We start from the raw sequence: 23,169 nt of genomic DNA on the forward strand, positions 1-23,169 counted from the left end.
TATCGCCCCATCGATTTGATGAGGATCCGCGCGTGATCGCCGAAATCGGACCGAATACGGCAATATCCGGAGACGTATCCGGATCCGCGCCCAAACCCGTGCGGGCTTGGCGGCTCATCGCCGGTGGGAGCGACCGCACCGCCTTCGACCCGGGGCTCGTCGAGACGGCGCTCCAGCTGCTGATCGAGCATTTCGAGCAGGGTCTGGCGGTCACCGACCGGTGCGGACGCGTGCAGTTCCTGAATCGTGCCGCCCGCGCCTATCTCGGCCGGGGCCTGCTGCGCCTCGAGCAGGGCTGCCTGCGCGGGACCAAGCCCGCGGACGCCGCGGCCCTGCGCAGGATCGTTGCGGACGCCGCCGCCGGGCATGGCGGCTCGGCGCGCCTCGAAGGCGAGGGCGCTCCGCTGCTGGTCGCCGCCTGCGCGATCCTGCCCTCCGCCGGCGCGGTCCCCGGGGGCGCCGTGCTCCTGCGTCTCGTCGATCCCGCGGCGGCGCGGCTGCCGACCGCCGCAATGCTCCAGGAGCAGTTCGGCTTCACCCCCGCCGAGGCGGCTCTGGCGGGGGACATCCTGGCCGGAAACGACCTCGCGGCGAGCGCGGCACGCCGCAGGATCACCCGGAACACGGCGCGCGTCCATCTGCGCCACCTCTTCGAGAAGACCGGCACCCGCCGGCAGGCGGAGCTGATGCGCCTGCTCCTGCTCTGCCCGCAGCCGATCGCCGCCGCACAATCTGGCGGCACCGAAATATCCGCTCCCGGGCCGCTCAGTCGTTCAAATGGGGGATGCGGATACAAGACAATATAGCGACGCTGACTCGGCCGATCGTGGACAAACCACAGATCTTTCGGCTCGACGGAGGCTGAATGATGATCTTCTCGCTCCTGAATTCTATCCAGAAGCGTCGCACGGCGGCGCGGAATTTCCGTGTCCTCTCGGCCCTCGACGACGAGATGCTCCACGATATTGGCCTGGACCGGCGGACGCTCCACACCTTCTGCGAGAACGGCTGCACGCACACACCCGTCCCGCAAAGCCGGCCGGACGCGCCCTTTGCGGCCGTGATGCCCCGCCCGCTGGGGGCCGCCTTCCGCTGAACGCCCGATCCGGGTGGCCACCCTCGGGGCCGCTCAGATCTCGAGGCAGATCTTGCCGAAGTGGCGGTTGCTCTCCTGGTGGCGGAACGCCGCGACGATCTCGTCGAGCGGGTAGCGGCTGTCGACCACCGGCCGCAGCCCGCAGGCCTCGATCCCGCGGACCATCGCGATCTGGTGGCGGCGGCTCCCGACCAGCACGCCCTGCAGGCGGATCTGCTTCAGGAGCGCCGGCACCAGGGGCAGCGCGCCCGCCACGCCTGTCAGGATGCCGATCACCGAGATGTGGCCGGCGACCCGGACGGCGGCCATGGACTGTTCCAGCGTCGCCGGGCCGCCGACGTCGAGGACGTGGTCGACGCCGCGCCCGTCCGTCAGGCGCCGGGCGGTCTCGCCCCAGGCCGGGTCGGCGCGGTAATTGATGACATGGTCGGCGCCGAGACCGCGCAGGCGCTCCAGCTTGGCGTCGCTGGAGGAGGTGGCGATCACCGTGGCGCCCGCCGCCTTGGCGAATTGCAGGCCGAACAGCGACACGCCGCCGGTGCCCTGCACCAGCACGACGTCGCCGCTCGTCAGGCCGGCATCGGCGTGCAGCGCCCGCCACGCGGTCAGGCCGGCGGTGGTCAGCGTCGCCGCCTCGGCGTGATCCCAGCCCCGGGGCGCGCGGGTGAAGGCGGTGGCCGGTGCGGTCACCCGCTCGCGGGCGTAGCCGTCGACCCCGTCGCCCGGGACGGTGGCGAAGCCCTCGACCAGCGGCGTGCCCTCGAGCCAGGTCGGGAAGAAGGTGCTGACCACCCGGTCGCCCACGGCGAATTCGGTCACGCCCGGCCCCACGGCCTCGACCTCGCCGGCCCCGTCGGACATCGGGATGCGCGGCTCGCTCGGGCCCCACATCCCGCTGACCACGGCGTAGTCGTGATAGTTGAGGGAACTCGCCCGCAGGCGGACGGTGATCGCGCCGGGTCCCGGCTCGGCCACCGGCCGCGCGCCGAAGGTCACGTGTTCGAAGCCGCCGCCCGGCTGGACGATGACGGCCCGGGCTGTCGATCCGGTCATGACGCACCTGTCGTTCCGCGGCCTCCTCCGCCGCTGGGCCGCGGACCCTGGCAGGTGGCGCGACCGACGTCGAGGGGCCGGGAAGTCCCAGTCAGTCCGGGCCCGTAGCCCGCGGAGGACGTTCCGGCCCGGATGGGCGCGCATGCGCCGCACGCCCTTGCCGCTGCGCTGCGGCACCGGCAAGGTCATAGGTCAGGTTCCGTCCGTCGAAGGAGGAGAGACCGTGTTGACCGAGCGCGTCGTTCTGACCGAAAGCATTGCGCCGACAGCGTCCAAGATTTTCACGCAGGCCGGGATCGGCGACATCCGGCAATTGCCTCGGGCCGTCAGCCCCGAGGATTCCGGTGATCTTGCCGGCGCCACGATCCTCGGCATCCGCTCGCGCACGACAGTCACCGCCGCGCTGCTCGACGCACTGCCCGATCTGACCGCCGTCGGCTGTTTCAGCGTCGGGACCAACCAGGTCGATTGCGAGACGGCGCGCGCCCGCGGCCTGCCGGTCTTCAACGCGCCGTTCTCGAACACGCGCAGCGTCGCCGAACTCACGATCGGCGAGATCGTGATGCTGCTCCGGCGCATCCTGCCGCGCTCGGAATCCGCCCATGCCGGCGGCTGGGACAAATCGGCCAAAGGCGCCTTCGAGGTGCGCGGCAAGACCCTCGGGATCGTCGGCTACGGGAATATCGGCGCGCAGCTCTCGAACCTCGCCGAGGCGATGGGCATGCGGGTGATCTTCTACGACCTGACCGACAAGCTCCGCCACGGCAACACCGAGCCGGCCGAGAGCTTCGAGGCACTGCTCGCCGCCAGCGACGTGGTCAGCCTGCACGTCCCGGAGACGCCGCTGACCCACGGGCTCATGAGCGCCGACCGGATCCGCGCGATGAAGCCCGGGGCCTGCCTGATCAACAACAGCCGCGGGACGGTCGTGGACCTGGACGCGCTGGCCGCGGCCCTGCGCGACGGCCATCTCGCCGGGGCCGCGATCGACGTCTTCCCGGTGGAGCCCACCTCCAATGCGGAGCGCTTCGTGTCGCCCCTGCAGGGCCTCCCGAACGTCATCCTCACCCCGCATGTCGGCGGCTCGACCGAGGAGGCCCAGGACCGCATCGGCGCGGAGGTGGCCCGCAAGCTGGTCGACTACGTCCAGACCGGCTCGACGCTGGGCGCGGTGAACTTCCCGCAGGTGCAGCTGCCGCCGCGCCTGTCCGGCGCGCGCTTCCTGCACGTGCACCGGAACGTGCCCGGCGTGCTCGGGCAGATCAACGCGATCTTCTCCGGCCGCGCGCTCAACATCGACGCGCAGTACCTGCAGACGGACGGCGAGTTCGGCTACGTCGTGGTCGATGCGTCGGTGCGGCCGGACGAAGCGGAGGCGGTGCACCGCGCGCTGCGGGCCATCGACGGCACGGTCCGGACGCGGCATCTCCGGCCGGCGGCGGGGTAAAGAGACCGGATTCGAAAGGTCCGGGACCTGCTGCGGGTGCAGGACGGAGCCCTGCCGAGACACGGCATCACGGCTCCGCCCCGATACACCGCCCAAGGGCAGGCCCTTGGGAATCCCGCAACGAGGCGCCGGCTCAATGCCGCGGCAGGGTGTGCAGCGCCTTCAGGAAGGCGTCGACATCCGCGCGGGTGTTGTAGAAGGCGAGCGAGGCCCGCACCGACTGATCGACCCCGAACCGGCGCAGGGCCGGCAGGGCGCAGTGGTGGCCCGAGCGCACCGCGATGCCGTGCGCGTCGAGGTGGTGGGCCACCGCCTCGTTCTCCTGCCCCTCGATCACGAAGGACATCACGCTCGCCTTCTCCCGGGCCGTGCCGATCAGGCGCAGGCCCTTCACGTCGGCGAGACCCGCCTGCGCGTAGTCCAGGAGGTCGTGCTCGTAGGCGGCGATCGCCGGCATGCCGATGCCAGCGAGGTAGTCGAGCGCCGCCCCGAGACCGACCGCCCCCGCGATGTCGGGCGTGCCCGCCTCGAACTTCTCGGGCGCGCCCTTGTAGACGGTCCGCGCGAAGGTGACGTCCTCGATCATGTGGCCGCCGCCCTGCCAGGGGGGCATCGCCTCCAGCAGGTGGGTCTTGCCGTAGAGCGCGCCGATGCCCGTCGGCCCGAACACCTTGTGGCCGGAGAAGACCAGGAAGTCCGCGTCGAGGGATTGGACGTCCAGCGGCATGTGCGGCGAGGATTGCGCCGCATCGACCAGCACCGGCACCCCGTAGGCGTGGGCGAGCTGGATGATCTCCCGCACCGGGTTCACGGTGCCCAGCGCGTTGGCCACCTGCGTCACCGAGACGATCTTGGTCCGGCCCGACAGAAGCGCCGCGTATTGCTCGAAGATGATCTCGCCGCGGTCGTTGACCGGGATCGCCCGGAGCGTCGCCCCGGTCTGCTGCGCCAGCATCTGCCAGGGCACGATGTTGGCGTGGTGCTCGATGGTCGAGACGATGATCTCGTCGCCGGGGCCGATATTCGCCCGGCCGTAGGAATTGGCGACGAGGTTGATCGCCTCCGTGGTGCCGCGCAGGAAGACGATGTCGTCCTTCGACGGGGCATTGAGGAACCGGCGCACCGCCTCGCGGCCGCCCTCGAACAGGTCGGTGGAGCGCGCCGCCAGGGTGTGGGCGGCCCGGTGGATGTTCGAGTTGTGCTTACCGTAAAAGTCGCTCGTCGCGTCGATCACCGCCTGCGGCTTGTGGGTGGTGGCGGCATTGTCGAGCCAGACCAGCGGGTGGCCGTTGACGCTCTGGTGCAGGGCCGGGAAGTCCCGGCGGACATGCTCCACGTCGAACGGCGCCGCCACCGGGCTCGACCCGTGCGACGTCACCCGCGGCGCCGGACCCGGGTAGCGGGCCGGCTCCACCCGCGGGCTCGCCGGCGCCCTGCGGGCCGGGCCGGGGCCGAGGTTCAGGAAGTAGTAGTCGGACACGGGTGCTTCCGGTGCCCGGGACAGCCGGCCGGTCTTCGAGACGCTCTCCCGCGCCTCATCGCGACCGGCCTTCGACGGGTCGGCCGGCACGAGATGCGGGGCGAGGGCGTGCGCGAAGGCGTTGGCGCGCGGGTGGTCCGCGGCGATCTGCCGGTGCAGCTCCGGCCCGCCGGGCAGGGCGGCCGCCAGCGCCGGGGCCCCCGCGAAGGAGAAGTCCGGAAGGACGGGGCGGGGGCTCGCCGGGTGGACCGGCGGGATCGCCGCCACGTCGGCGAAGGCCGGGGTCGCGGGTGCGAGGTTCGGGACGGTCGGGCCGGAGAGGCCCGGCAGGCCGACCGGCGGCGCCCCGATGGAGCGCGCGCCGAGGCCTGAGACCTGGGGCTGGAAGCCCGCGGGAAGCCCCCCGGCCGGAGGCGAGGGGGTTCCCGCCGGGGCGCTCGGCAGCTTTGCGCCGCCGAAGCCCTGCGGCAGGCCGTCCAGCGGCTGAGGCGCCTGGGGCCCTGCCGGGATCGCCGGCGCGAAGGGCTGGCTCGCGGCCTGCCCCTGCCCGTAGATCTCGCGGGCCAGACGGCCGACGAGGTCGGCGTGGGCGCGTTCGCCCACGTTCCCCGTGGGGATGCCGAGCGCCGGCAGCTCAGGCGTAGTCATGGTAGTTGCCCAGCAGCACGTTATCGAGGCGGGCGATCGCGTCCTCGACCAGCACGGCGGCCGAGAAGTAGCGGGTCACGAGGTGCGAGGCGATCGAGTGGTCGTTGGTGCCCATGTAGCGCACCGACAGGCCGGGCTCGATCTCGCCGGTCACGCCGGACTTCTGCAGCCCGACCACGCCCTGCTCGCCCTCGCCGACGCGCAGCAGCAGGATCGAGGTGGTCTGGGCCCCCGTCACCGGGTCGATGTCGACCGGCAGCTTGTCGCTCGGCACCAGCGGCACGCCGCGCCAGGTGATGAACGGGGCGCCGAACAGGTGGACGACGACCGGCGGCACGCCGCGGCGGGTCGCCTCCCGGCCGAAGGCCGCGATGGCGCGGGGATGGGCCACGAAGAAGGCGGGCTTCTTCCAGACCAGCGTCAGCAGCTCGTCGAGGTCGTCCGGGGTGGGCGGGCCGCCGCGGGTGGGGATGCGCTGGCGCGGGCCGACCTCGTGGAGCAGGCCGAACTGCGAATTGTTCAAGAGCTCCCACTCCTCGCGCTCCTTCACGGCGTCGACCGTGAGGCGGATCTGCTCGCGGAGCTGGTCGATCTCGTTGGAATAGAGGTCGGTCACCCGCGTGTGGGTGTTGAGGATCGTCTGGATGGTCGAGAGGTGGTACTCGCGCGGATCGACCTCGTAATCCACGAAGGTCGTGGGCAGGCGCGGCTCGCCGGTATGGACCGCCAGCAGCTCGATGCCCTGCTCGCCGTAGGAATTGGTGTGCCCTTTGAGGCGGTCGCGCTCCTCACGGTACTGCGCGATCTTGGCGCGGATCTCCTCGCTCTCCACCGCGGCGGCGTCGAGGGTCAGGAGGGTCACGGCCGACAGGGCCTTCACGGCCGGGGCGGGCGCGCTCTCACCGGCGAGACCCGCATCGCCGAAATAGTCGCCCTTCGTGGCCAGGCCCTGGCGCAGGCGTCCCGTGTAGGGGCCCGACAGGGTCAGCTCGACCGTGCCGTCGGCCACGACCGTGAGGCTGCGGCCCGCGGAACCCTCCTCGTGGATCACCGCGCCGGCCTGGTGCCGGCTCTCGGTGAACTTGCCGGCGAGGGCGGCGAGCTCGGCATCGCCCAGCCGGCTGAACAGCGGCACGGCGCGCAGGGAGGACGGGCGGATCACCCGGCCCTTACCATCTCCCTTGTCCTCGGCGGCGAGATCGATCCGGCCGGGCTTGGCCAGCACGACGGCGCGGCGGTTGACGCGGTAGACCCCGCCCGCCACGTCCACGAAGGGCAGGAGCCGCAGGAGCCAGCGCGGCGTGTTGGCCGCGTTCTGGACCGAGGTGACGGTCGCCGTCGCAAGATTGCGTGCCGCCGTGGCGCTCACGCTCAGACCCGGTCCGCTCATCGTTCGTCCTCACTCCAGTCAGGGTTGCAGGCGCGCCGCATCGATCCGCGCGGCGGCTTTTCGTCCCGCAGCCTGTGCGGGGCGAGCACAAAACGTCTCGGTCAAGACTTGATGACGACAACAGCCTGTCGAGGCCGCATCGTCGCCAGATGAATCAGGTCTCTCCCGGCGGTCGGACGATCTTTGTCCGCCGCTCAGCCGGTCTCAATGCATGTCGGCTCCGGCGGGATCTGGATAAAGTCCGATTCGGCCGGCGGTCAACGAAACGATCTCCCTATTTTTGACCATTCCTTGGAAGCTGATCCTCTGGCATGCACAACGCATAGGACACGACGTTCATCCGGACGCGAGATCAGAGAATTTAATTTTGCCGGATCGGTATACGCGGCGGCGGCCGGACGACTTTGTTTCAAGGGAAGAATATTTCGGCGCGTCTCAGATCCCGTCCCCGTAGCCGAAGGACTGGTCCATGCTGAGCGCCGGCTCCTCGTCCACGGGCAGGCGCGAGACGACCCGGGCCGGCACGCCCGCCACGGTCGTGTGGGGCGGCACGTCCTGCAGCACCACCGCGGCCGCCGCGACCTTGGCGCCCGCCCCGATCCGGATGTTGCCCAGAACCTTGGCGCCGACGCTGAGCAGCACCCCGCGCTCGATCTTGGGATGCCGGTCGCCGCTCTCCTTGCCGTTGCCGCCGAGCGTCACCGACTGGAGGATCGACACGTCGTCGGCGATCACCGTGGTCTCGCCGATCACCACCCCGGTGGCGTGGTCGATGAACACGCCGGAGCCGATCCGGGCGGCCGGGTGGATGTCGCAGCCGAACACCTCGGAGATCCGGCTCTGGACGTGCAGCGCCAGGGTCGCCCGGCCCTGGTGCCAGAGCCAGTGGCCGACCCGGTAGGCCTCCAGCGCCGCCAGACCCTTGTAGAACAGGAACGGGTCGAGGTAGCGGCGGCAGGTCGGGTCGCGCTCGCGGATCGCCACGAGGTCGCGCACCGCGTGGGCGCCGGCCTGCGGGTCCGCCTCGAAGGCCGAGAGGCACAGGTCGCGCATCGACAGCCGGGCGAGGTCGCCGTCCCCGAGCCGGTGGGCGAGGCGGTAGGCGAGGGCCTGGGCCAGCGAGCGCTGGTCGAGGATCGTCGCCTGGATGATCCCGGCATAGAGCGGCTCCTCGATCAGGGCCGCCTCGGCCTCGGCGCGCAGGGCCGCCCAGACCTCGGATTCCGCGGTGCTGCGGCTCGTGGCGCGCAGGGGCGGCTGGGTCGAAGCCAGGGCTGTCATCGGAGACCGATCGCGGCGGGGGAGGGCGCGTCGACGCCGATCACGGCACGGGCCGGAACAGGTCGGGCAGGTAGCGCTCCAGGATGTCGTAACCCGGGAACTTCACGTCCACGGTGGCCGGGGCATCGCCCGCGCGGTGGATGCCCACCACCCGGCCCCTCGCGTGACGCCAGATGCCCAGGATGTCGGCCAGATCCGGCCGCGCGAACACGACCGCGTCGCCCTGCATCATCGTCGCTGAGGCCATCCGGCCGGTCCCCCTGGATTGGCCGCGCGCGGCGGCCTGATTCTGTGGCGGTCGGCGCCGGACCTGCGGTCGGCCCGGTCGCGATAAGCTCATTTCAAATGCCCCGGGCGACGGAGAACGTTTCGGTCGCGCACGGCCGAAACGGGAGCATTATTTTCGCTAAGCCTTTGTTACAGAACGATATTTATGGATCGCCCCGCATTTGGCAAGCCCGCGCGCAGGGCCGTGTCCGCTGGGGCAGGGCCCTGGATCGCGTGCAGTCGCGGCGGCCGCGCCCGCGCCAGACCTCACCTTCTGCTCCGGGACGCGCCTTCGACGAACAACCTGCGCTGCAAGTCCTCGCCAATTTGGCAGCACATTCTCGGGGCCGCCGCCTAGATTGAAGCGGTCGACGGACAGTCGATGCAGAGCCGGATGAGGTTTGCCGTGAGCGCCAGCGAAGATCGGATCGCCCTGATGACGGTGCCGTGTCTGCCGTGTTGCCGCGCCCAGCAGGAGGAGACCGCACGACATCTGACACGAGAGGCGACCAGCGATGCTGACCTATGAGACGGCCCCGAACACCGCGTCTGGCCTGAGCGCCGAGACGGCCGCGTCCCTCGGCCGAGCCCTGTCCCGGAGCGTCCGCTCCCACCCCTCCCATGAACGCGCCGCCCTGGCGAGCGCCCTCGACGACGGCCTGATGCCCGACGAGGTGGCCCGGATCCTCGCCGGCCGGCGGGTGGCCGAGGCCTTCCCGGTCCGTTGGGGCGAGAGCCCGGAGGCCTACGCGGCCCGGACCGTCTCCGAGATGTTCGTCGCCTACCTCCAGTAGCCGCGCCCGAATCCCCGATCACCTGGACTGGAAACCTGCCATGTCGGTCTTCCCCCGCGGGTGGAAGCGCCGGACGGGAACGGCTGCCTGCGCGCTTGCCCTGGCGCTCGGCACCGCGGGCCCGACCGCCGCCGGGCACCCGCCGAAGGGCCGCGCCTCTGCGGCGGACGGGCCGGACATCCCGGCCCGCCTCACGGTCGGCCCGGGCGGCCGGGACCTGCGGCTCGCGGGCGACCTCACCGAGGGCGTCGCCGCGCGGGTCGCCGGGATCCTCGCCGCGCAGCCGCAGATCGCGCGCATCCACCTCACCAGCGATGGCGGCCTGGTGGAGGAGGGGGCGGCGATCGGGGTACTCGTGGCGGCGCGGGGGTTGTCCACCTACGTGCCCGATGCCTGCGCGTCGGCCTGCACGCTGATCTTCGTCCGCGGCCGGACCCGCGCCCTCGCGACCGGAGGACGGCTCGGCTTCCACGCGCCCTACGAACTCGGGGCGCACGGCCGGATGCGCCCGGTGGATTCCGCGCCGGAGCGGGCCGCCTACCGCGCCGCCGGCCTGCCGGCCGCCTTCGTGGCGCGAGCCCTGGCGGTGCCCCCGGCCGGGATCTGGATCCCCGAGGCGGAGACGCTGCGCGCGGCCGGCATCGTCACCGAGATCGTCGGCCCGGACCGCTTCCCCGATTCCACCCTCGACGCGGATCCGAGCGAGGCCGGGGCTCGGGCCGCGATCCTGCGCGCCCTGCCGATCCTGCGGCAGGCCGAGGCGGCGGGGCTCGACCCGATCGCCCGGTGGTACCGGGACGGCTACGCGGCGGGACGGCCGGAGGCGGAGGCGGCGGCGGGCCTGAAACGGCTGGCGGCCGCCTATCTGCGGCGGCGATTCCGGGCGGCCGATGACGGCGTCGTCCGGGCGCTGGGGCGCCGGGTCCTGGCGATGATGCGGGTCGCCGAGCCGCGGGACGCGGCCGCCTGCGGGGCTCTGGCCGCCGGCGACTTGGTGACGCTCGACGCGCGGCTCCGCGCCGAGAGGCCCGGCGCGTTCGGGCTGGCCCCGCTCCTCGCGCGGACGCGCGGGGTGCTGCCGGCCCGCGGGATCCCGTCCGATCCCGTCGCGGGCGCCCCGATCCCGCGCGCCCTCCGGTCGGAGGATTGCGCCGGGCGGATCGCCGGCGCGACGCGCGCCCTCGCGCTGCCGCCCCGCCCGTCGGCAGCGGCGCTCCGGTCCCTGTTCCTGGCCGAGCCGCAGCAGACGCTCGCCAACGGCGCTGCGCCATAGCGCCCCCCTCGACACGCGGCGCCGGCACCTATCTTCGCACAGGCAGGCGGGCCACGGCAGGGCGCCGACGGGTCGGGAAGAGGAAGAACGGATGCCGGATTATCGCCTGCGCGGTGCGGCTCGTGGCGAGGACGGGGAGATCGGCGTGCCAATCGTCGACGAGGTGCTCACTGCGGTCGACGCCAAGGAGGCGGTGCGGCTGGCCAACAGCCGCTCGCTCGCGGTCGACGACGATGCGGTCAACGCCCTCTGGCTGGTCGATGCGAACGGGACCCTGCTCTGGTCGCTGCGCCGGGCCGACCGGGAGAGCTGACGGAGCCGCCCCGCCCCGACGCGGTCGTCAGGCCTGCGCGCGGACGCGCGGGTCCGGCGGCCGGTCGGGGGAGGGGCGCGCGGCGCCGCCGAGATATAGGGCCTGGACGTCGTCCCGCGCCCGCAGGGCCGCGGCGCTGCCGGCGAGCGCGCTGCGTCCGTTCTCCAGCACCACGGCGTGGTGGGCGTGGCGCAGGGCGAGGCGGACATTCTGCTCGGCCACCAGCAGGGTCAGGCCCTCCGTCCGGTTCAGGCCGGTGAGCACCCGGTAGATGGCCTCCACCACCTTGGGCGCGAGCCCCATGGAGGGCTCGTCGAGGACGAGCAGCCGGGGCCGGCCCATGAGCGCCCGGCCGATCGCCGCCATCTGCTGCTCGCCGCCCGAGAGCAGGCCCGCGGCGACGTCCTGCTTGGCGGCGGGGGCGGGGAACAGGCCGTAGACCCGCTCGAGGTCGGCGCGCACGGCCCCGCGGCTCGAGCCGCATCCGAGGCCGCCCGCGACGAGGTTCTCCCGGACGCTCAAGCCCCGGAAGCAGTGGCGCCCCTCCAGCACGCCCACGAGCCCGGCGCGGACCAGGGCCTCGGTCCGGGTCCGCGTCACGTCCCGTCCGTCATAGGCGAGGCGCCCGGCCGCGACCTGCCCGCGCAGGGCCGGCAGCAGGTTCGACACCGCGCGCAGCAACGTGGTCTTGCCGGCGCCGTTGGCACCGACCAGGGCGGCGATCTCCCCCGCCCGGACCGCGAGGCCGACGCCGTGCAGGGCGTGGACCGCCCCGCCATAGACGACCTCCAGCGCCTCGACCTGCAGGAGCGGCGGACCGGCGCCGTCGCTCATCGGCCCGCCGCAATGGCCTGCTGGCCGCCCCGGGTCTCGGCGGCTTCCTCGGCCGCGCAGTCGCGCGGGGTGAGGCCGTGCTCCTTGGCGTAGGCGGTCGCGGACGCCTCGATGATCGGGCGCAGGCTCGCCCGGTCGGGGGCGATCCAGTCGGACACGACATTCCACTTCGCCCCGTCCCATTGCTGAAAGGTGACGCGGCCCTCGCCCTCGTGGTTGGCGCAGGTGACGTTGATCGAGTGGAACAGCCCCTTGGCACCGAGTTCCGCCACCCGGGCCTCGTCGAGGCGCAGGTGCTCGAAGCCCCAGCGCACCTCGTCGCCGGTGAGCGTCCGCTGGCCGAACCGGCCTTGCGCGATCCGCACCGCCTCGACATTGAGGATGCCGTTCAGCACCCCGAGATTGTGGTAGACGCTGCCGATCCGCTTCCGGTCGGCGAGGTTGCCGGTGCCGGGCTCGTAGACCTTGGACACGACCTCCCGCAGCACCGGATATTCGGCCCCCGACGCCTGGGTGGTGATGGCGACGTAGCCCTTGGCGGCCTCGCCCGCCGGGATCACGTCCTCCTCGGAGTTCGACCAGACATTGCCGACGATCCGGTCGGCCGGGAATCCGGTCTTCTGCGCGGTCTTGAGGGCCACCGGGTTCATCACGCCCCAGCCGCGCAGCACCACGAAATCGGGCCGCAGGCGCCGGATCGTGAGCCATTGCGACTGCTGCTCGTTGCCGGGATGCGGCACCTCGATCTGCGCGACCGTGAAGCCGTAGCGCTTGGCGAGCTGCGCGTAGATCGGGATCGTCTCCGTGCCGTAGCACGGCCTTCCTGTCCCGGCCTGATCGGACGCGGCGCAGCGCAGGCGGCATGATCTCGAAATCCGTCCCGGGCGGGGCGACCGCCTCGGCAGAACCCGGCGGCGCCTGTTGAGTGAAGACAATGAGCCAGACGACGACCGATCGTTGCTTGAAATTCCGCCATCTCGACACGTCAATCTTTGATGCGGGACTTCCGGAAAGTCAAAAGCATAGCCGTTCTTATTTAGGCCGGCCGCACGAACATTCTTTCGCGGCCGGCCCGGAGGGCGGGATCATTTTCGCTTAGCCCCACCCGGCCGCAGGGCAGCGCCTGAGCCCGTCGGCTCGGACCGATCGCGGTGCGCGCCGGTCGAGGAGCGATCGGCCTGCGTCCTGCAACAACCCATTCGGCATCGTAATCTAATCTATATAAGTATTCATTTAGCAGACCTCAATGTAGGCTCCTGTTCCCACGCCGCGGCGGAGAACCAGTCGTGTCAAATCCGCTTGTGCGCAAACTGGAACGCTACGTCCATCTCCAGGAGGCGGACCGGCTGTGCTTGGTCGGCTCGATCGGCCCGGAGCGCATGGTCGCGCCGCGCACCGACATCATCCACGAGGGCGACGACCCGCGCGCCGTCAACGTCATTCTCGACGGCTGGGCCTGCCGCTACCGGCAATTCGCCAACGGGCGCCGCCAGATCGTCTCGCTGCTCCTGCCGGGCGATCTGTGCGACCCGCACATCTTCCTCCTCGACGAGATGGATCACACGATCGGGGCGATCACGCCCGTGCTCCTCGGCCAGATCTCCGGGCCCACGCTCCAGGCGGCCGTGGCGTGCAGCCCGCACCTGGACCTCGCCTTCCACCGCGAGGCGCTGGCCGCCGCGGCGATCCAGCGCGAGTGGACGGTCAGCCTCGGCAGCCGCACCGGCATCGAGCGGCTCGCCCACCTGTTCTGCGAGCTGCACGCCCGGCTGGCCGCCATCGGCCTCACGGACGGAAATACCTGCCCGATGCCGATCACGCAGAACGACCTCGGCGACGCGATGGGGCAGACCAGCGTCCACATCAACCGGACGCTGCAGGAGCTGCGCGGCATGGGGCTGATCACCCTGCGCAGCCGCCGCCTGACCATCCACAATCCTGCGGCCCTGGCCCGGCTCGCGCATTTCAACACCGCCTACCTCCACCTGACGGCGGAGACCGACCGCCTCGTCGCACGCCAGGCGTGAACCGCGCCCGCATCGCGGCGATTGAGCCAAGTTGGACGAGATCCGTAGAGGCCCGGCATGACAGACCCCCGCGACCTGGCCGCCCGCGACTTGGCGGAGCGCCTCGCCGCTCTGGAGGCCGACAATGCCCGCCTGCGCCGGCTGCTGGACGAGGCCGGCGTGCCCGACAGCCTGCGCCACGGGATGCGCAACACGATGGCGATGATGCGGACGGTCATCCACCGCTCGGCCGAGCAATCCGCGGATGTCGAAACCTACGTCGCGCATCTCGACGGCCGGTTCGGCGCCGTCATGCGCGTGCAGGCCGCCACGGACGCGTTCGGCGATGCCGACCTGCACACCCTGATCTCCGACGAGCTGATGTTCCACCTCGTGCGCGAGGGCGAGCAGGCCGCGCTCACCGGACCGCGGGTGCGGCTCCGGCCGAAGGCCGCTCTGGTCCTGGCGCTGGCGCTGCACGAGCTGACCAGCAACGCGGTGGAGCACGGGTCCCTGGCGCTCCCGCAGGGCCGGGTCAGCGCCGCGTGGCGGGTCGCCGACGCGGAGCCGGGGCCGCCGGTCCTGACCCTCGACTGGGCCGAGACCGGCGGCAGCGGGGTAGGGGCACCGGCCCGGCGGGGCTTCGGCACGGACGTGCTGGAGGACATGCTGGCCTACGATCTCGGCGCGCAGACGGATCTGCGCTACGCGCCGGACGGGCTGCGCTGCACGATCCGCCTGCCGCTCACCGCCCGCATCGGGCACAGCGTGGCGGAGGATCCCGAGGCGGCCTGGGAGGGCGAGGCGCGGTGAGGCGCGCCCGCGCGGGCACGCGTCGGCGTCCCCAGGGCGTTTTCCGCCGCACGGGTCACCGGTTCGGCGGAGCCCGCTAGACGGCCCCCGCGGGACCGTAGATGGCGCCCGCCAGATCCTCCAGCTTCTCGCGGTCGACCACCGTGATGCGCCCGCGCCGCGCCCGGATCATGCCGGCGCCTTCGAGCAGGTGGGTCGCGGTCGTCACGGTGGGCCGGCGCACGCCGAGCATCTTCGAGAGCACCTCGTGGGTCAGGGGCAACTCGTCCTGCTCCAGGCGGTCGTGGGTCATGAGGATCCACCGGGCGAGCCGCGCCTCGACGGTCAGGTCGGCATTGGCGTAGACGGTCTGCCCCACCTGCACGAGCAGGCTCTGCACGTAGCGGCCGAGCACCCGGCGCAGGCCGGCGCTCGCGTCGAGGGCGTCCTCCAGCGCGCCCGCCGCGATGCGCAGAGCCTCGCCGCTGGCCTGCACGATCGCCGTGTGGGGCGTGGTCTGGGCGCCGAGCGCGATCGGCACGCCGACGAAGCCCTCCCGTCCGGTGAGGCCGACCTCGATGCGGCCCTCGCGTGTGTCGGCCACGAGGGACACGATCCCCTCCTCGACGAAGTAGGCCTGCGCGATCGCCTGCTGGGGCGCGATCAGCACCTCGTGCAGCGGCAGCGGGACCGGCTCGAGCCGGGAGGCGAGACGGCTGAAATCCTCCGGCGTCAGGGCAGCGAGCAGACGGTTGCGAACGGCAGATTGCTGCGGCTGGGCCATGGGCTGCTCCCGGTCCGGGCAGGAGCACGGGCGATCTCCCAGTCACCCGCGCCCGAGGATCCGACGGATGATCGCCATTGTCTCACACCGGACGCAAGACCAGTATGTAGGAGATTAGTTTTCACGCGCCGATCCGACCGGATGCGGGTTCCGCGGCGCCCGCGGACCTGGATTCGGACCGACCGGCGCCGCCGGGACAGGCAATTGCCGGTCCGCGGAACGGTCGCACGGCGGCGACTGCCTAAATATGTGGCACATGAATTGCGTGGCCGCCTCGTCTCAACGAAGACGACGAAGGGCACCGCCGTGAAAGCATTTGGAACTTGGGGCCCGGCCGCCGCTTTGGCCGCCGGACTCGCGCTGGGCGCCCTCGGGGCGGGGGCCGCACGGGCCCAGGAGACCATCAAGGTCGGCATCCTGCACTCGCTCTCGGGCACGATGGCGATCTCCGAGACCACCCTCAAGGACGCGATGCTGATGCTGATCGCCGAGCAGAACGCCAAGGGCGGCGTGCTCGGCAAGAAGCTGGAGCCGGTGGTGGTCGATCCGGCCTCGAACTGGCCGCTCTTCGCCGAGAAGGCTCGGGAGCTGATCAGCAAGGACAAGGTCGCGGCCGTGTTCGGCTGCTGGACCAGCGTGTCGCGCAAGTCCGTGCTGCCGGTCTTCAAGGAACTCGACAACATCCTGTTCTACCCCGTCCAGTACGAGGGGGAGGAGAGCGAGCGCAACGTGTTCTATACCGGGGCCGCCCCGAACCAGCAGGCGATCCCGGCGGTCGATTACCTGATGTCGGAGGATGGCGGCGGCGCCAAGCGCTGGGTGCTGGAGGGGACCGACTACGTCTACCCGCGCACCACCAACAAGATCCTCGAAGCCTACCTCAAAGCGAAGGGCGTCAAGGACGAGGACATCCTGATCAACTACACGCCGTTCGGCTTCTCGGACTGGCAGACCGAGGTCTCGAAGATCAAGGCGTTCGGCTCGGCCGGCAAGAAGACCGCCGTGGTCTCGACCATCAACGGCGACGCCAACGTGCCGTTCTACAAGGAGCTCGGCAACCAGGGCATCAAGGCGACCGACATCCCGGTCGTGGCCTTCTCGGTGGGCGAGGAGGAGCTCGCCGGCATCGACGCCAAGCCGCTCACCGGCCACCTCGCCGCCTGGAACTACTTCGAGTCGATCAAGACGCCGGAGAACGAGGCCTTCATCAAGAAGTGGCAGGCGTTCCGGAAGAACCCCAAGGCCGTCACCAACGACCCGATGGAGGCCCACTATATCGGCTTCAACATGTGGGTGAAGGCGGTCGAGAAGGCCGGCACCACCGATCCCGACAAGGTGATCGACGCGCTGCCCGGCATCGAGCAGAAGAACCTCACGGGCGGCACCGCGACGATGCTGCCGAACCACCACATCACCAAGCCGGTCTTCATCGGCGAGATCGAGGCGAACGGCCAGTTCGACGTGGTCTGGAAGACCGACAAGCTGATCCCCGGCGAGGCGTGGTCGAAGCAGCTCGAGGGCTCGAAGGACCTCGAGGCCGACTGGGTCAAGCTCAAGTGCGGCAACTACAACACCAAGACCAAGAGCTGCGGCGGCGCCTGAGGCGCTGCGCATCCCCTCTCCCCCTGTGGGGAGGGGTTAGGGGTGGGGTTGGTTCAGAAGGCACCCGACCGCTCGATCCTGCACCACCCCCACATCCGGCTCCTCCCCGCAAGGGGGAGGAGAGTTCGGCCGCGCCAGGAGTGCCATGCTCCGTCTCCTCACCTTCCTCGTCCTGCTGCTGGCCGCCCCCGCGCTGGCCCAGGCGCCCGATCCCTACGGCCAGCTCGCCGGGGACGGCTATGCCGAGATCGAGGCCGGCGTCTCCGGCCTCGCGGCGAGCGGCGACCCGCGCGCCGACGCGATCCTCGCGGCCCTGTCGGACGGCCGCCTGCTGGTGGGCCCGGACAAGACCCTGCTGATCCGGCAGGGCGGCACGGTCGTGGATGCGAGGACCGGCTCAGCCGTGGCCGACAGCCCCGACCTCAGGCCGGTGCGCGCCAACAACCGGGTCCGCCGGTCGATCGAGGCCGCCCGCGGGCAGCTCGACCTCGCGAGCCCCGATCCGGCCAGGCGCCGCGCCGCCGCCGACGCGGTGTTCAAGGCGCGCGACGCGGCCGCGCTGCCCGCCCTCGACGCGGCCCTGGCCCGCGAGACCAATCCGGGCGTCCGGCAGGCTCTCACCGAGGCGCGCGCCGCATTGCTGCTCGCCAGGCCCGGCACCGCGGAATCCGACCGGATCGCCGCAATTCCCGCCCTCCAGGCCCGGGGCGATGGCGACGCGATGGGCATCCTGCGCGGTCTTGCGGCGGATCCGAGCGAGGCGGTCCGCGCCGCCGCCGCCCGCGGCATCGCGGCGATCGAGACGCGGCTCGCGGTCGTCGGTGCCCTCCAGAACGTCTGGTACGGGATCTCGCTCGGCTCGGTCCTGCTGCTCGCCGCCATCGGGCTCGCCATCACCTTCGGGGTGATGGGCGTGATCAACATGGCCCACGGCGAGATGGTGATGCTCGGCGCCTACACGACCTACGGCGTGCAGGAGCTGATCCGCACCAAGGCGCCGTCCCTGTTCGGCTGGTCGCTCGCGATCAGCATCCCCTGCGCGTTCCTGGTCGCCGGGCTGATGGGCGTGCTGATCGAGCGGTTCATCATCCGCTTCCTGTACGGGCGCCCGCTGGAGACCCTGCTCGCCACCTTCGGGGTCAGCCTCGTGCTGCAGCAGGGCGTGCGCTCGCTCTTCGGCCCGACCAACCGCGAGGTCGGCGCCCCGGCCTTCATGAGCGGCGCCTTCGATTTCTACGGCCTGTCGATCACCTGGGGCCGGATGTGGATCATCGTGTTCGCGATGGCGGTGTTCCTGGGCCTCCTGTTCGTGCTGCGGAAGACGTCGTTCGGCCTGAAGACCCGGGCGGTCACCCAGAACCGCCGCATGGCCGCCGCGATGGGCATCCGCACGCCCTACGTCGACGCGCTGACCTTCGGGCTCGGCTCCGGCATCGCGGGGATCGCCGGGGTGGCGCTGTCGCAGATCGACAACGTCTCGCCCAATCTCGGCCAGGGCTACATCATCGACTCGTTCCTCGTGGTGGTGTTCGGCGGCGTCGGCAACCTCTGGGGAACGCTGGTGGCGGCGCTGACGCTCGGCGTCGTGAACAAGCTCGCCGAGCCGTATATCGGCGCGGTCCTGGCCAAGATCGGCCTGCTGATCTTCATCATCCTGTTCATCCAGAAGCGCCCGCGCGGCCTGTTCGCGCTCAAGGGCCGGGCGGTGGAATCGTGAGCCCCATGCCGCCCCGCACCCCCCTCATCGACCTGAAGGGCTGGATCTTCCTCGCCGTCCTGGCCGCCTTCTGCGGCGCCGTGCCGGTGCTGAACCTCGCGGTGCCGGAGGGCTCCGGCCTGCACCTGCCGACCTACCTCGTCGCGCTGTTCGGAAAATACCTCGCCTACGCGCTGCTCGCGGTCAGCCTCGACCTCGTCTGGGGCTATTGCGGCATCCTCTCGCTCGGCCACGGGGCGTTCTTCGCGCTCGGCGGCTACGCGATGGGCATGTACCTGATGCGCCAGATCGGCGCCCGGGGCGTCTACGGCAACCCGGTCCTGCCCGACTTCATGGTGTTCCTGAACTACAAGGCGCTGCCCTGGTACTGGTACGGCTTCGACCATTTCGCCTTCGCGGCCCTGATGGTGCTGCTGGTGCCGGGCCTGCTCGCCTTCGTGTTCGGCTGGCTCGCCTTCCGGTCGCGGGTGACCGGCGTCTACCTGTCGATCATCACCCAGGCGCTGACCTACGCGCTGATGCTCGCCTTCTTCCGCAACGACATGGGGCTGGGCGGCAACAACGGGCTGACCGACTTCAAGGACTTCTTGGGGCTCTCGGTTCAGGCCCAGACTTTCCGGGTGGGCATCTTCGTCGCCACCGGCATCGCGCTGGCGCTCGGCTACCTGATCGCCCGGGTCATGACGGTCTCGGCCTACGGAAAGATCCTGATCGCCGTGCGCGACGCCGAGAGCCGCACCCGCTTCCTCGGCTACCGGCCGGAGCACTTCAAGACGCTGGCCTTCACGGTCTCGGCCATGATGGCGGGCGTCGCCGGCGCCCTCTACGTGCCGCAGGTCGGCATCATCAACCCGGGGGAATTCGCCCCCACCAATTCCATCGAGACCGTGATCTGGGTGGCGGTGGGCGGGCGCGGCACGCTGGTCGGCGCGGCGCTCGGCGCCGTGCTGGTCAACTACGCCAAGACCGTGCTCACCGGCGTGATGCCCGACGCGTGGCTGTTCGCGCTCGGCGGCCTGTTCGTGGTCGTGACGCTGTTCCTGCCGCGCGGCCTCGTCGGCACCGCGATCGAGCGGTTCGGTAGCCGGCGCGCGGCCGCCAAGCTGCCGCCGGAGCCCGAGATCGCCCCCAAACTCGCGGAAGAAGGGCAGGGCTCGTGAGCACCGACCTCGTTGAGCGCCCGGACACACGCGGCCCCGCCAACCGGAAGCGCGAGACGGACGCGCTGCTCTACGTCGACGACCTGCGGGTGACCTTCGACGGCTACAAGGCCCTGCGCGGCCTGTCGCTGACGCTGGCCCGCGGCGAGTTGCGGGCGATCATCGGCCCGAACGGCGCCGGCAAGACCACCATGATGGATTGCATCACCGGCAAGACCCGGCCGGACAGCGGCATCGCGCTGTTCGACGGCACCCACGACCTCCTGAAGAGCGACGAGCCGGCGATCGCCGACCTCGGCATCGGCCGCAAGTTCCAGAAGCCGACCGTGTTCGAGAGCCACACGGTGGCCGACAACATCCTGCTGGCGCTGACGGGCCCACGCGCCGCCTTCGCGTCCCTGTTCGGCTGGCGCAACCGGGTGGAGGCCGCGCGGATCGACGCCCTCTTGGAGACCGTCGGCCTGCTGGCCGATCGCGGCCGCCCGGCGGCCGATCTCAGCCACGGCCAGAAGCAGTGGCTGGAGATCGGCATGCTGCTCGCGCAGGACCCCAAGCTCCTGCTGGTCGACGAGCCCGTGGCCGGCATGACCGACGCCGAGACCGCCGAGACCGCCCGCCTGCTCCGCCGGATCGCCGGCGACCACGCCGTCCTGGTGGTCGAGCACGACATGCACTTCGTCCGCGACCTCGGCTGCCGGGTCACCTGCCTGCACGAGGGCGCGGTGCTGGCCGAGGGCTCGATCGACGCGGTCTCGGCCGACCCGCGGGTGGTCGAGGTGTATCTGGGACGATGACCATGCTCTCCGTCGACGGCATCGACCTCTATTACGGCGCCGCGCAGGCGCTGCGCGGCGTCTCCCTCACGGCCGAGGCCGGGCAGGTCACGACGGTGCTGGGCCGCAACGGCGTCGGCAAGACCTCGCTGCTGCGGGCGATCGTCGGCCAGCAGCCGGTGCGCTCCGGCGCGATCCGCCTCGACGGCCGACCGATCCAGGGTCTCGCCCCCTACGACCGGGCGCGCGCCGGGATCGCCTTCGTGCCCCAGGGCCGCGAGATCTTCCCGCTGCTCACCGTGAAGGAGAACCTCGAGACCGGCTTCGCGCCGCTCAAGCGCCGCGACCGCCACATTCCCGGGGAGATCTACGACCTGTTCCCGGTGCTCAAGGACATGCTGCACCGGCGCGGCGGCGACCTCTCGGGCGGCCAGCAGCAGCAGCTCGCCATCGGCCGGGCGCTGGTGACGCGGCCGAAGCTCCTCGTGCTCGACGAGCCGACCGAGGGTATCCAGCCCTCGATCATCAAGGATATCGGCCGGGCGATCACCTACCTGCGCGGCAAGGGCGAGATGGGAATCGTGCTGGTCGAGCAGTATTTCGAGTGGGCCCGCGACCTCTGCGATTCCTACGCGGTGATGGATCGCGGGCAGGTGGTTCTGGCCGGGCCCCGGGCCGGGATGGTCGAGGCCGACGTGCTCCGGTGGATGTCGGTGTAGGGCCGGACCATGCGCCGGGCGATGCCCCGGGCCGACGCGTATTCAGAAATCGTCATCCACCTTCAGATACATCTCTGTCGAAAACGTCCCATTTCGCGCTTATCTGCCAAGGTTAAACCACAATTCGGGATCGCAATAGCCCCTCAATACAGGAGCGCCCATGACGATCCTCGATCCGATCACCGGCGAGCTGGTCACGATCGCCGTGCCGCGGCCCCGTCCGCGAAGCGGTTCCCGCTGAGTGGGAATCGCGGGCTCAGGGTGACCGTCCCCGATCGAAGGGCCGGCCGTTGGCCGGAGCCGTCCGCGCAGCCCCGGATCCGGACGGTCCCGCCGGGCCTGCTGCTGGTCGGCGCCGGCGGTGAGCGGAAGGCCGCCGAGCTGATTGCCCTGGCCCGAGCGGCCCGCCGAGACACCGCGAACCGCCCCGTCCCGGACCCCGTGGATCAGGCCTGACGGGACGTGTTCGCGGCCCGGGTCCGATCCGGCCTGCGCGGCCGGACCGCGGCCGGACCGCGAGCGTCCTGGGGGGCAGCGAAGCAATCCCGCCGATGCCGCGCCTCACGCGATCACCGCGCGGGTGCGGCCGACCGGGGGGACCGGATCGGCTGCGACGCCTAGTGGGCGTCCGCGGCTCAGGCGGGGGCGACTCGGGCGGGGGCGACTCAGGCGGGGACCGCCTGGATCACGTTGCGCAGGGTGCCGAGGCCGACGATCTCGGTCTCCATGACGTCGCCCGGCTTGAGGAATTCCGGCGGCTTGCGCGCGTTGCCGATGCCGGGCGGCGTGCCGGTGGCGATGATGTCGCCGGGCACGAGGGTGAGCCCCCGCGACAGCTCGGCGATGATGCGGGCGACCTTGAAGTACATCTGCTGGGTCGAGGCATCCTGCTTCACCACGCCGTTGACCCGCGTGATCAGGTGCAGGTCGCCCGGATCGAGATCGGAGGCCGGCACGATCCAGGGGCCGATCGGGCCGTAGCCGTCCAGGCTCTTGCCCTTGAACCACTGGCCGCCGTGGAGCTTGATCTGCATGTCGCGGGCGGTGGTGTCGTTGATGACGCTGTAGCCGAAGACGTGGCCCATCGCGTCGGCTTCCTTGATGTTGCGGCCGGCCGTGCCGATGATCACGGCGAGCTCGACCTCCCAGTCGATCGCGGTCGAGACCTCCGGGTCGTACGGGATCGGGTCGTAGGGCCCGTTCACGGTGTTCACGCCCTTGGTGAAGAACACCGGATGCGCCGGGTACTCGGCGTTCGTGCCGCGGACCGCCTGCCCTTCCGCGAAATGCTCCAGGTAGTTCCAGCCGACCGCGTAGATGTTGCGCGTCGGCGCGGGGATCGGCGCCAGCAGCCGCACGGTCTCGACCGGCGGGCCGTCACCCGAGGCCGCAGCCTGGCGGACGGCCGCGAGGGCGGCGGGGCCCGCCTCGATGAGCGAGACCATCCGGGTCGGGTCGAAGCCCTGCGCGCCGCCGCGCGACAGGTCGACGACGCGCCCGTCCGCGCGCACGGCGCCGAGGCGCGGCGCGCTGCCCGCGTCGGGCCGGAAGGTGACGAGGCGGAGCGCGTCGCCGCCGGCCGGCGGGATCGGACGCCCCGGGCCGGAGGCGGGATCCTGCGCCGGGGCCTGGGCAAGGGCCGGCCCGACCAGGGCACCGGCGGCCGTCGCGGCCGCGGACAGGTGCAGGAAATCACGCCGGGTGCTCATGGATCGCTCGCCTCCACGCCCGCCCTTCGAC

The 23,169-nt window shown here is 71.3% G+C and carries 21 protein-coding genes and 1 pseudogene; 13 read left to right on the forward strand and 9 right to left on the reverse strand.

Annotated elements, in window-relative coordinates; translation table 11 throughout:
- The first annotated feature begins 98 nt into the window (after positions 1 to 98).
- Together JOE48_RS29105 and JOE48_RS29110 are read left to right on the forward strand one after the other, a co-directional pair.
- Complete coding sequence (locus tag JOE48_RS29105) at positions 99 to 806, forward strand: helix-turn-helix transcriptional regulator (RefSeq protein WP_245253010.1); 708 nt, start codon at positions 99 to 101, stop codon at positions 804 to 806.
- 59 nt (positions 807 to 865) lie between these two features.
- A complete protein-coding gene (locus tag JOE48_RS29110; protein WP_245253011.1) occupies positions 866 to 1,096 on the forward strand; it encodes a DUF1127 domain-containing protein in 231 nt (76 codons plus the stop codon).
- Positions 1,097 to 1,129: 33 nt separating this feature from the next.
- Here JOE48_RS29110 and JOE48_RS29115 read toward each other — a convergent pair whose 3' ends face one another.
- Complete coding sequence (locus tag JOE48_RS29115; protein WP_210035184.1) at positions 1,130 to 2,149, reverse strand: NAD(P)-dependent alcohol dehydrogenase; 1,020 nt, start codon at positions 2,147 to 2,149, stop codon at positions 1,130 to 1,132.
- Positions 2,150 to 2,372: 223 nt separating this feature from the next.
- Between JOE48_RS29115 and serA the strand changes: the two genes are divergently transcribed.
- Positions 2,373 to 3,596: a phosphoglycerate dehydrogenase gene (gene serA / locus JOE48_RS29120; RefSeq protein ID WP_210036116.1), complete on the forward strand. Its 1,224-nt coding sequence runs from the start codon at positions 2,373 to 2,375 to the stop codon at positions 3,594 to 3,596.
- Positions 3,597 to 3,729: 133 nt separating this feature from the next.
- On the opposite strand, the gene JOE48_RS29125 is transcribed toward serA, so the two are convergent.
- The 4 genes from JOE48_RS29125 to JOE48_RS29140 all read right to left on the reverse strand — a co-directional run bounded on the left by JOE48_RS29125 (position 3,730) and on the right by JOE48_RS29140 (position 8,642).
- Positions 3,730 to 5,724 (reverse strand): family 2A encapsulin nanocompartment cargo protein cysteine desulfurase, encoded by a 1,995-nt coding sequence (locus JOE48_RS29125; protein WP_210035186.1) that lies wholly within the window; start codon positions 5,722 to 5,724, stop codon positions 3,730 to 3,732.
- Entirely contained in the window at positions 5,711 to 7,114 is a 1,404-nt protein-coding gene (locus tag JOE48_RS30955; protein ID WP_210035188.1) for a family 2B encapsulin nanocompartment shell protein, read from the reverse strand. The genes JOE48_RS29125 and JOE48_RS30955 overlap by 14 nt, the downstream gene beginning before the upstream one ends.
- A 435-nt stretch (positions 7,115 to 7,549) precedes the next feature.
- Positions 7,550 to 8,395 (reverse strand): serine O-acetyltransferase, encoded by an 846-nt coding sequence (gene cysE, locus JOE48_RS29135; protein WP_210035189.1) that lies wholly within the window; start codon positions 8,393 to 8,395, stop codon positions 7,550 to 7,552.
- 40 nt (positions 8,396 to 8,435) lie between these two features.
- Positions 8,436 to 8,642, reverse strand: coding sequence for a hypothetical protein (locus JOE48_RS29140; RefSeq protein WP_210035190.1), 207 nt, complete (start codon positions 8,640 to 8,642; stop codon positions 8,436 to 8,438).
- Positions 8,643 to 9,177: 535 nt separating this feature from the next.
- Here JOE48_RS29140 and JOE48_RS29145 point away from each other — a divergent pair.
- From JOE48_RS29145 to JOE48_RS29155, 3 genes are all read left to right on the forward strand, one after another.
- Positions 9,178 to 9,456, forward strand: a complete 279-nt coding sequence (locus tag JOE48_RS29145) for a hypothetical protein (RefSeq protein WP_210035191.1) — start codon at positions 9,178 to 9,180, stop codon at positions 9,454 to 9,456.
- 40 nt (positions 9,457 to 9,496) lie between these two features.
- The gene (locus tag JOE48_RS29150; protein ID WP_210035192.1) at positions 9,497 to 10,729 is read left to right on the forward strand and encodes a hypothetical protein; all 1,233 of its coding nucleotides are present in this window, start codon (positions 9,497 to 9,499) and stop codon (positions 10,727 to 10,729) included.
- 91 nt (positions 10,730 to 10,820) lie between these two features.
- A complete protein-coding gene (locus JOE48_RS29155) occupies positions 10,821 to 11,042 on the forward strand; it encodes a hypothetical protein (RefSeq protein ID WP_210035194.1) in 222 nt (73 codons plus the stop codon).
- Positions 11,043 to 11,069: 27 nt separating this feature from the next.
- Here the strand turns inward: JOE48_RS29155 and JOE48_RS29160 are convergent, their stop codons facing one another.
- The gene (locus JOE48_RS29160; RefSeq protein WP_210035195.1) at positions 11,070 to 11,876 is read right to left on the reverse strand and encodes an ABC transporter ATP-binding protein; all 807 of its coding nucleotides are present in this window, start codon (positions 11,874 to 11,876) and stop codon (positions 11,070 to 11,072) included.
- Positions 11,873 to 12,688 (reverse strand): annotated as a pseudogene (locus JOE48_RS29165) (ABC transporter substrate-binding protein); the annotation flags it as partial. The gene JOE48_RS29160 and the pseudogene JOE48_RS29165, both read right to left, overlap by 4 nt.
- 474 nt (positions 12,689 to 13,162) lie before the next feature.
- Here JOE48_RS29165 and JOE48_RS29170 point away from each other — a divergent pair.
- On the forward strand, positions 13,163 to 13,903 hold the full coding sequence (locus JOE48_RS29170; protein WP_210035197.1) for a Crp/Fnr family transcriptional regulator: 741 nt from the start codon (positions 13,163 to 13,165) through the stop codon (positions 13,901 to 13,903).
- A gap of 57 nt (positions 13,904 to 13,960) precedes the next feature.
- On the forward strand, positions 13,961 to 14,695 hold the full coding sequence (locus JOE48_RS29175; RefSeq protein ID WP_210035198.1) for an HWE histidine kinase domain-containing protein: 735 nt from the start codon (positions 13,961 to 13,963) through the stop codon (positions 14,693 to 14,695).
- A gap of 76 nt (positions 14,696 to 14,771) precedes the next feature.
- On the opposite strand, the gene JOE48_RS29180 is transcribed toward JOE48_RS29175, so the two are convergent.
- Complete coding sequence (locus JOE48_RS29180) at positions 14,772 to 15,458, reverse strand: Crp/Fnr family transcriptional regulator (protein WP_210035199.1); 687 nt, start codon at positions 15,456 to 15,458, stop codon at positions 14,772 to 14,774.
- A 306-nt stretch (positions 15,459 to 15,764) separates the two neighbouring features.
- Between JOE48_RS29180 and urtA the strand changes: the two genes are divergently transcribed.
- The 5 genes from urtA to urtE all read left to right on the forward strand — a co-directional run bounded on the left by urtA (position 15,765) and on the right by urtE (position 21,429).
- The gene (urtA, locus tag JOE48_RS29185) at positions 15,765 to 17,060 is read left to right on the forward strand and encodes an urea ABC transporter substrate-binding protein (RefSeq protein ID WP_210035200.1); all 1,296 of its coding nucleotides are present in this window, start codon (positions 15,765 to 15,767) and stop codon (positions 17,058 to 17,060) included.
- Between the two features lie 145 nt (positions 17,061 to 17,205).
- Positions 17,206 to 18,777, forward strand: a complete 1,572-nt coding sequence (urtB, locus tag JOE48_RS29190) for an urea ABC transporter permease subunit UrtB (protein WP_210035201.1) — start codon at positions 17,206 to 17,208, stop codon at positions 18,775 to 18,777.
- Positions 18,778 to 18,782: 5 nt separating this feature from the next.
- A complete protein-coding gene (urtC, locus tag JOE48_RS29195) occupies positions 18,783 to 19,937 on the forward strand; it encodes an urea ABC transporter permease subunit UrtC (RefSeq protein ID WP_210035202.1) in 1,155 nt (384 codons plus the stop codon).
- Positions 19,934 to 20,731: an urea ABC transporter ATP-binding protein UrtD gene (urtD, locus tag JOE48_RS29200; protein ID WP_210035203.1), complete on the forward strand. Its 798-nt coding sequence runs from the start codon at positions 19,934 to 19,936 to the stop codon at positions 20,729 to 20,731. The genes urtC and urtD overlap by 4 nt, the downstream gene beginning before the upstream one ends.
- Before the next feature lie 2 nt (positions 20,732 to 20,733).
- Positions 20,734 to 21,429 (forward strand): urea ABC transporter ATP-binding subunit UrtE, encoded by a 696-nt coding sequence (gene urtE, locus JOE48_RS29205; RefSeq protein WP_210035205.1) that lies wholly within the window; start codon positions 20,734 to 20,736, stop codon positions 21,427 to 21,429.
- Positions 21,430 to 22,094: 665 nt separating this feature from the next.
- Here urtE and JOE48_RS29210 read toward each other — a convergent pair.
- Positions 22,095 to 23,138, reverse strand: coding sequence for a fumarylacetoacetate hydrolase family protein (locus tag JOE48_RS29210; protein WP_210035207.1), 1,044 nt, complete (start codon positions 23,136 to 23,138; stop codon positions 22,095 to 22,097).
- Positions 23,139 to 23,169: the final 31 nt, after the last annotated feature.

The sequence above is a fragment of the Methylobacterium sp. PvR107 genome (assembly GCF_017833295.1).
Lineage (GTDB): Bacteria > Pseudomonadota > Alphaproteobacteria > Rhizobiales > Beijerinckiaceae > Methylobacterium.

Coding starts and splice junctions, on each gene's coding strand:
- JOE48_RS29110 (WP_245253011.1), top strand. CDS start 866: ATGATGATCTTCTCGCTCCTGAATTCTATCCAGAAGCGTCGCACGGCG.
- JOE48_RS29115 (WP_210035184.1), bottom strand. CDS start 2,149: ATGACCGGATCGACAGCCCGGGCCGTCATCGTCCAGCCGGGCGGCGGC.
- JOE48_RS29125 (WP_210035186.1), bottom strand. CDS start 5,724: ATGACTACGCCTGAGCTGCCGGCGCTCGGCATCCCCACGGGGAACGTG.
- JOE48_RS30955 (WP_210035188.1), bottom strand. CDS start 7,114: ATGAGCGGACCGGGTCTGAGCGTGAGCGCCACGGCGGCACGCAATCTT.
- cysE (WP_210035189.1), bottom strand. CDS start 8,395: ATGACAGCCCTGGCTTCGACCCAGCCGCCCCTGCGCGCCACGAGCCGC.
- JOE48_RS29140 (WP_210035190.1), bottom strand. CDS start 8,642: ATGGCCTCAGCGACGATGATGCAGGGCGACGCGGTCGTGTTCGCGCGG.
- JOE48_RS29145 (WP_210035191.1), top strand. CDS start 9,178: ATGCTGACCTATGAGACGGCCCCGAACACCGCGTCTGGCCTGAGCGCC.
- JOE48_RS29150 (WP_210035192.1), top strand. CDS start 9,497: ATGTCGGTCTTCCCCCGCGGGTGGAAGCGCCGGACGGGAACGGCTGCC.
- JOE48_RS29155 (WP_210035194.1), top strand. CDS start 10,821: ATGCCGGATTATCGCCTGCGCGGTGCGGCTCGTGGCGAGGACGGGGAG.
- JOE48_RS29160 (WP_210035195.1), bottom strand. CDS start 11,876: ATGAGCGACGGCGCCGGTCCGCCGCTCCTGCAGGTCGAGGCGCTGGAG.
- JOE48_RS29175 (WP_210035198.1), top strand. CDS start 13,961: ATGACAGACCCCCGCGACCTGGCCGCCCGCGACTTGGCGGAGCGCCTC.
- JOE48_RS29180 (WP_210035199.1), bottom strand. CDS start 15,458: ATGGCCCAGCCGCAGCAATCTGCCGTTCGCAACCGTCTGCTCGCTGCC.
- urtB (WP_210035201.1), top strand. CDS start 17,206: ATGCTCCGTCTCCTCACCTTCCTCGTCCTGCTGCTGGCCGCCCCCGCG.
- urtC (WP_210035202.1), top strand. CDS start 18,783: ATGCCGCCCCGCACCCCCCTCATCGACCTGAAGGGCTGGATCTTCCTC.
- urtE (WP_210035205.1), top strand. CDS start 20,734: ATGCTCTCCGTCGACGGCATCGACCTCTATTACGGCGCCGCGCAGGCG.
- JOE48_RS29210 (WP_210035207.1), bottom strand. CDS start 23,138: ATGAGCACCCGGCGTGATTTCCTGCACCTGTCCGCGGCCGCGACGGCC.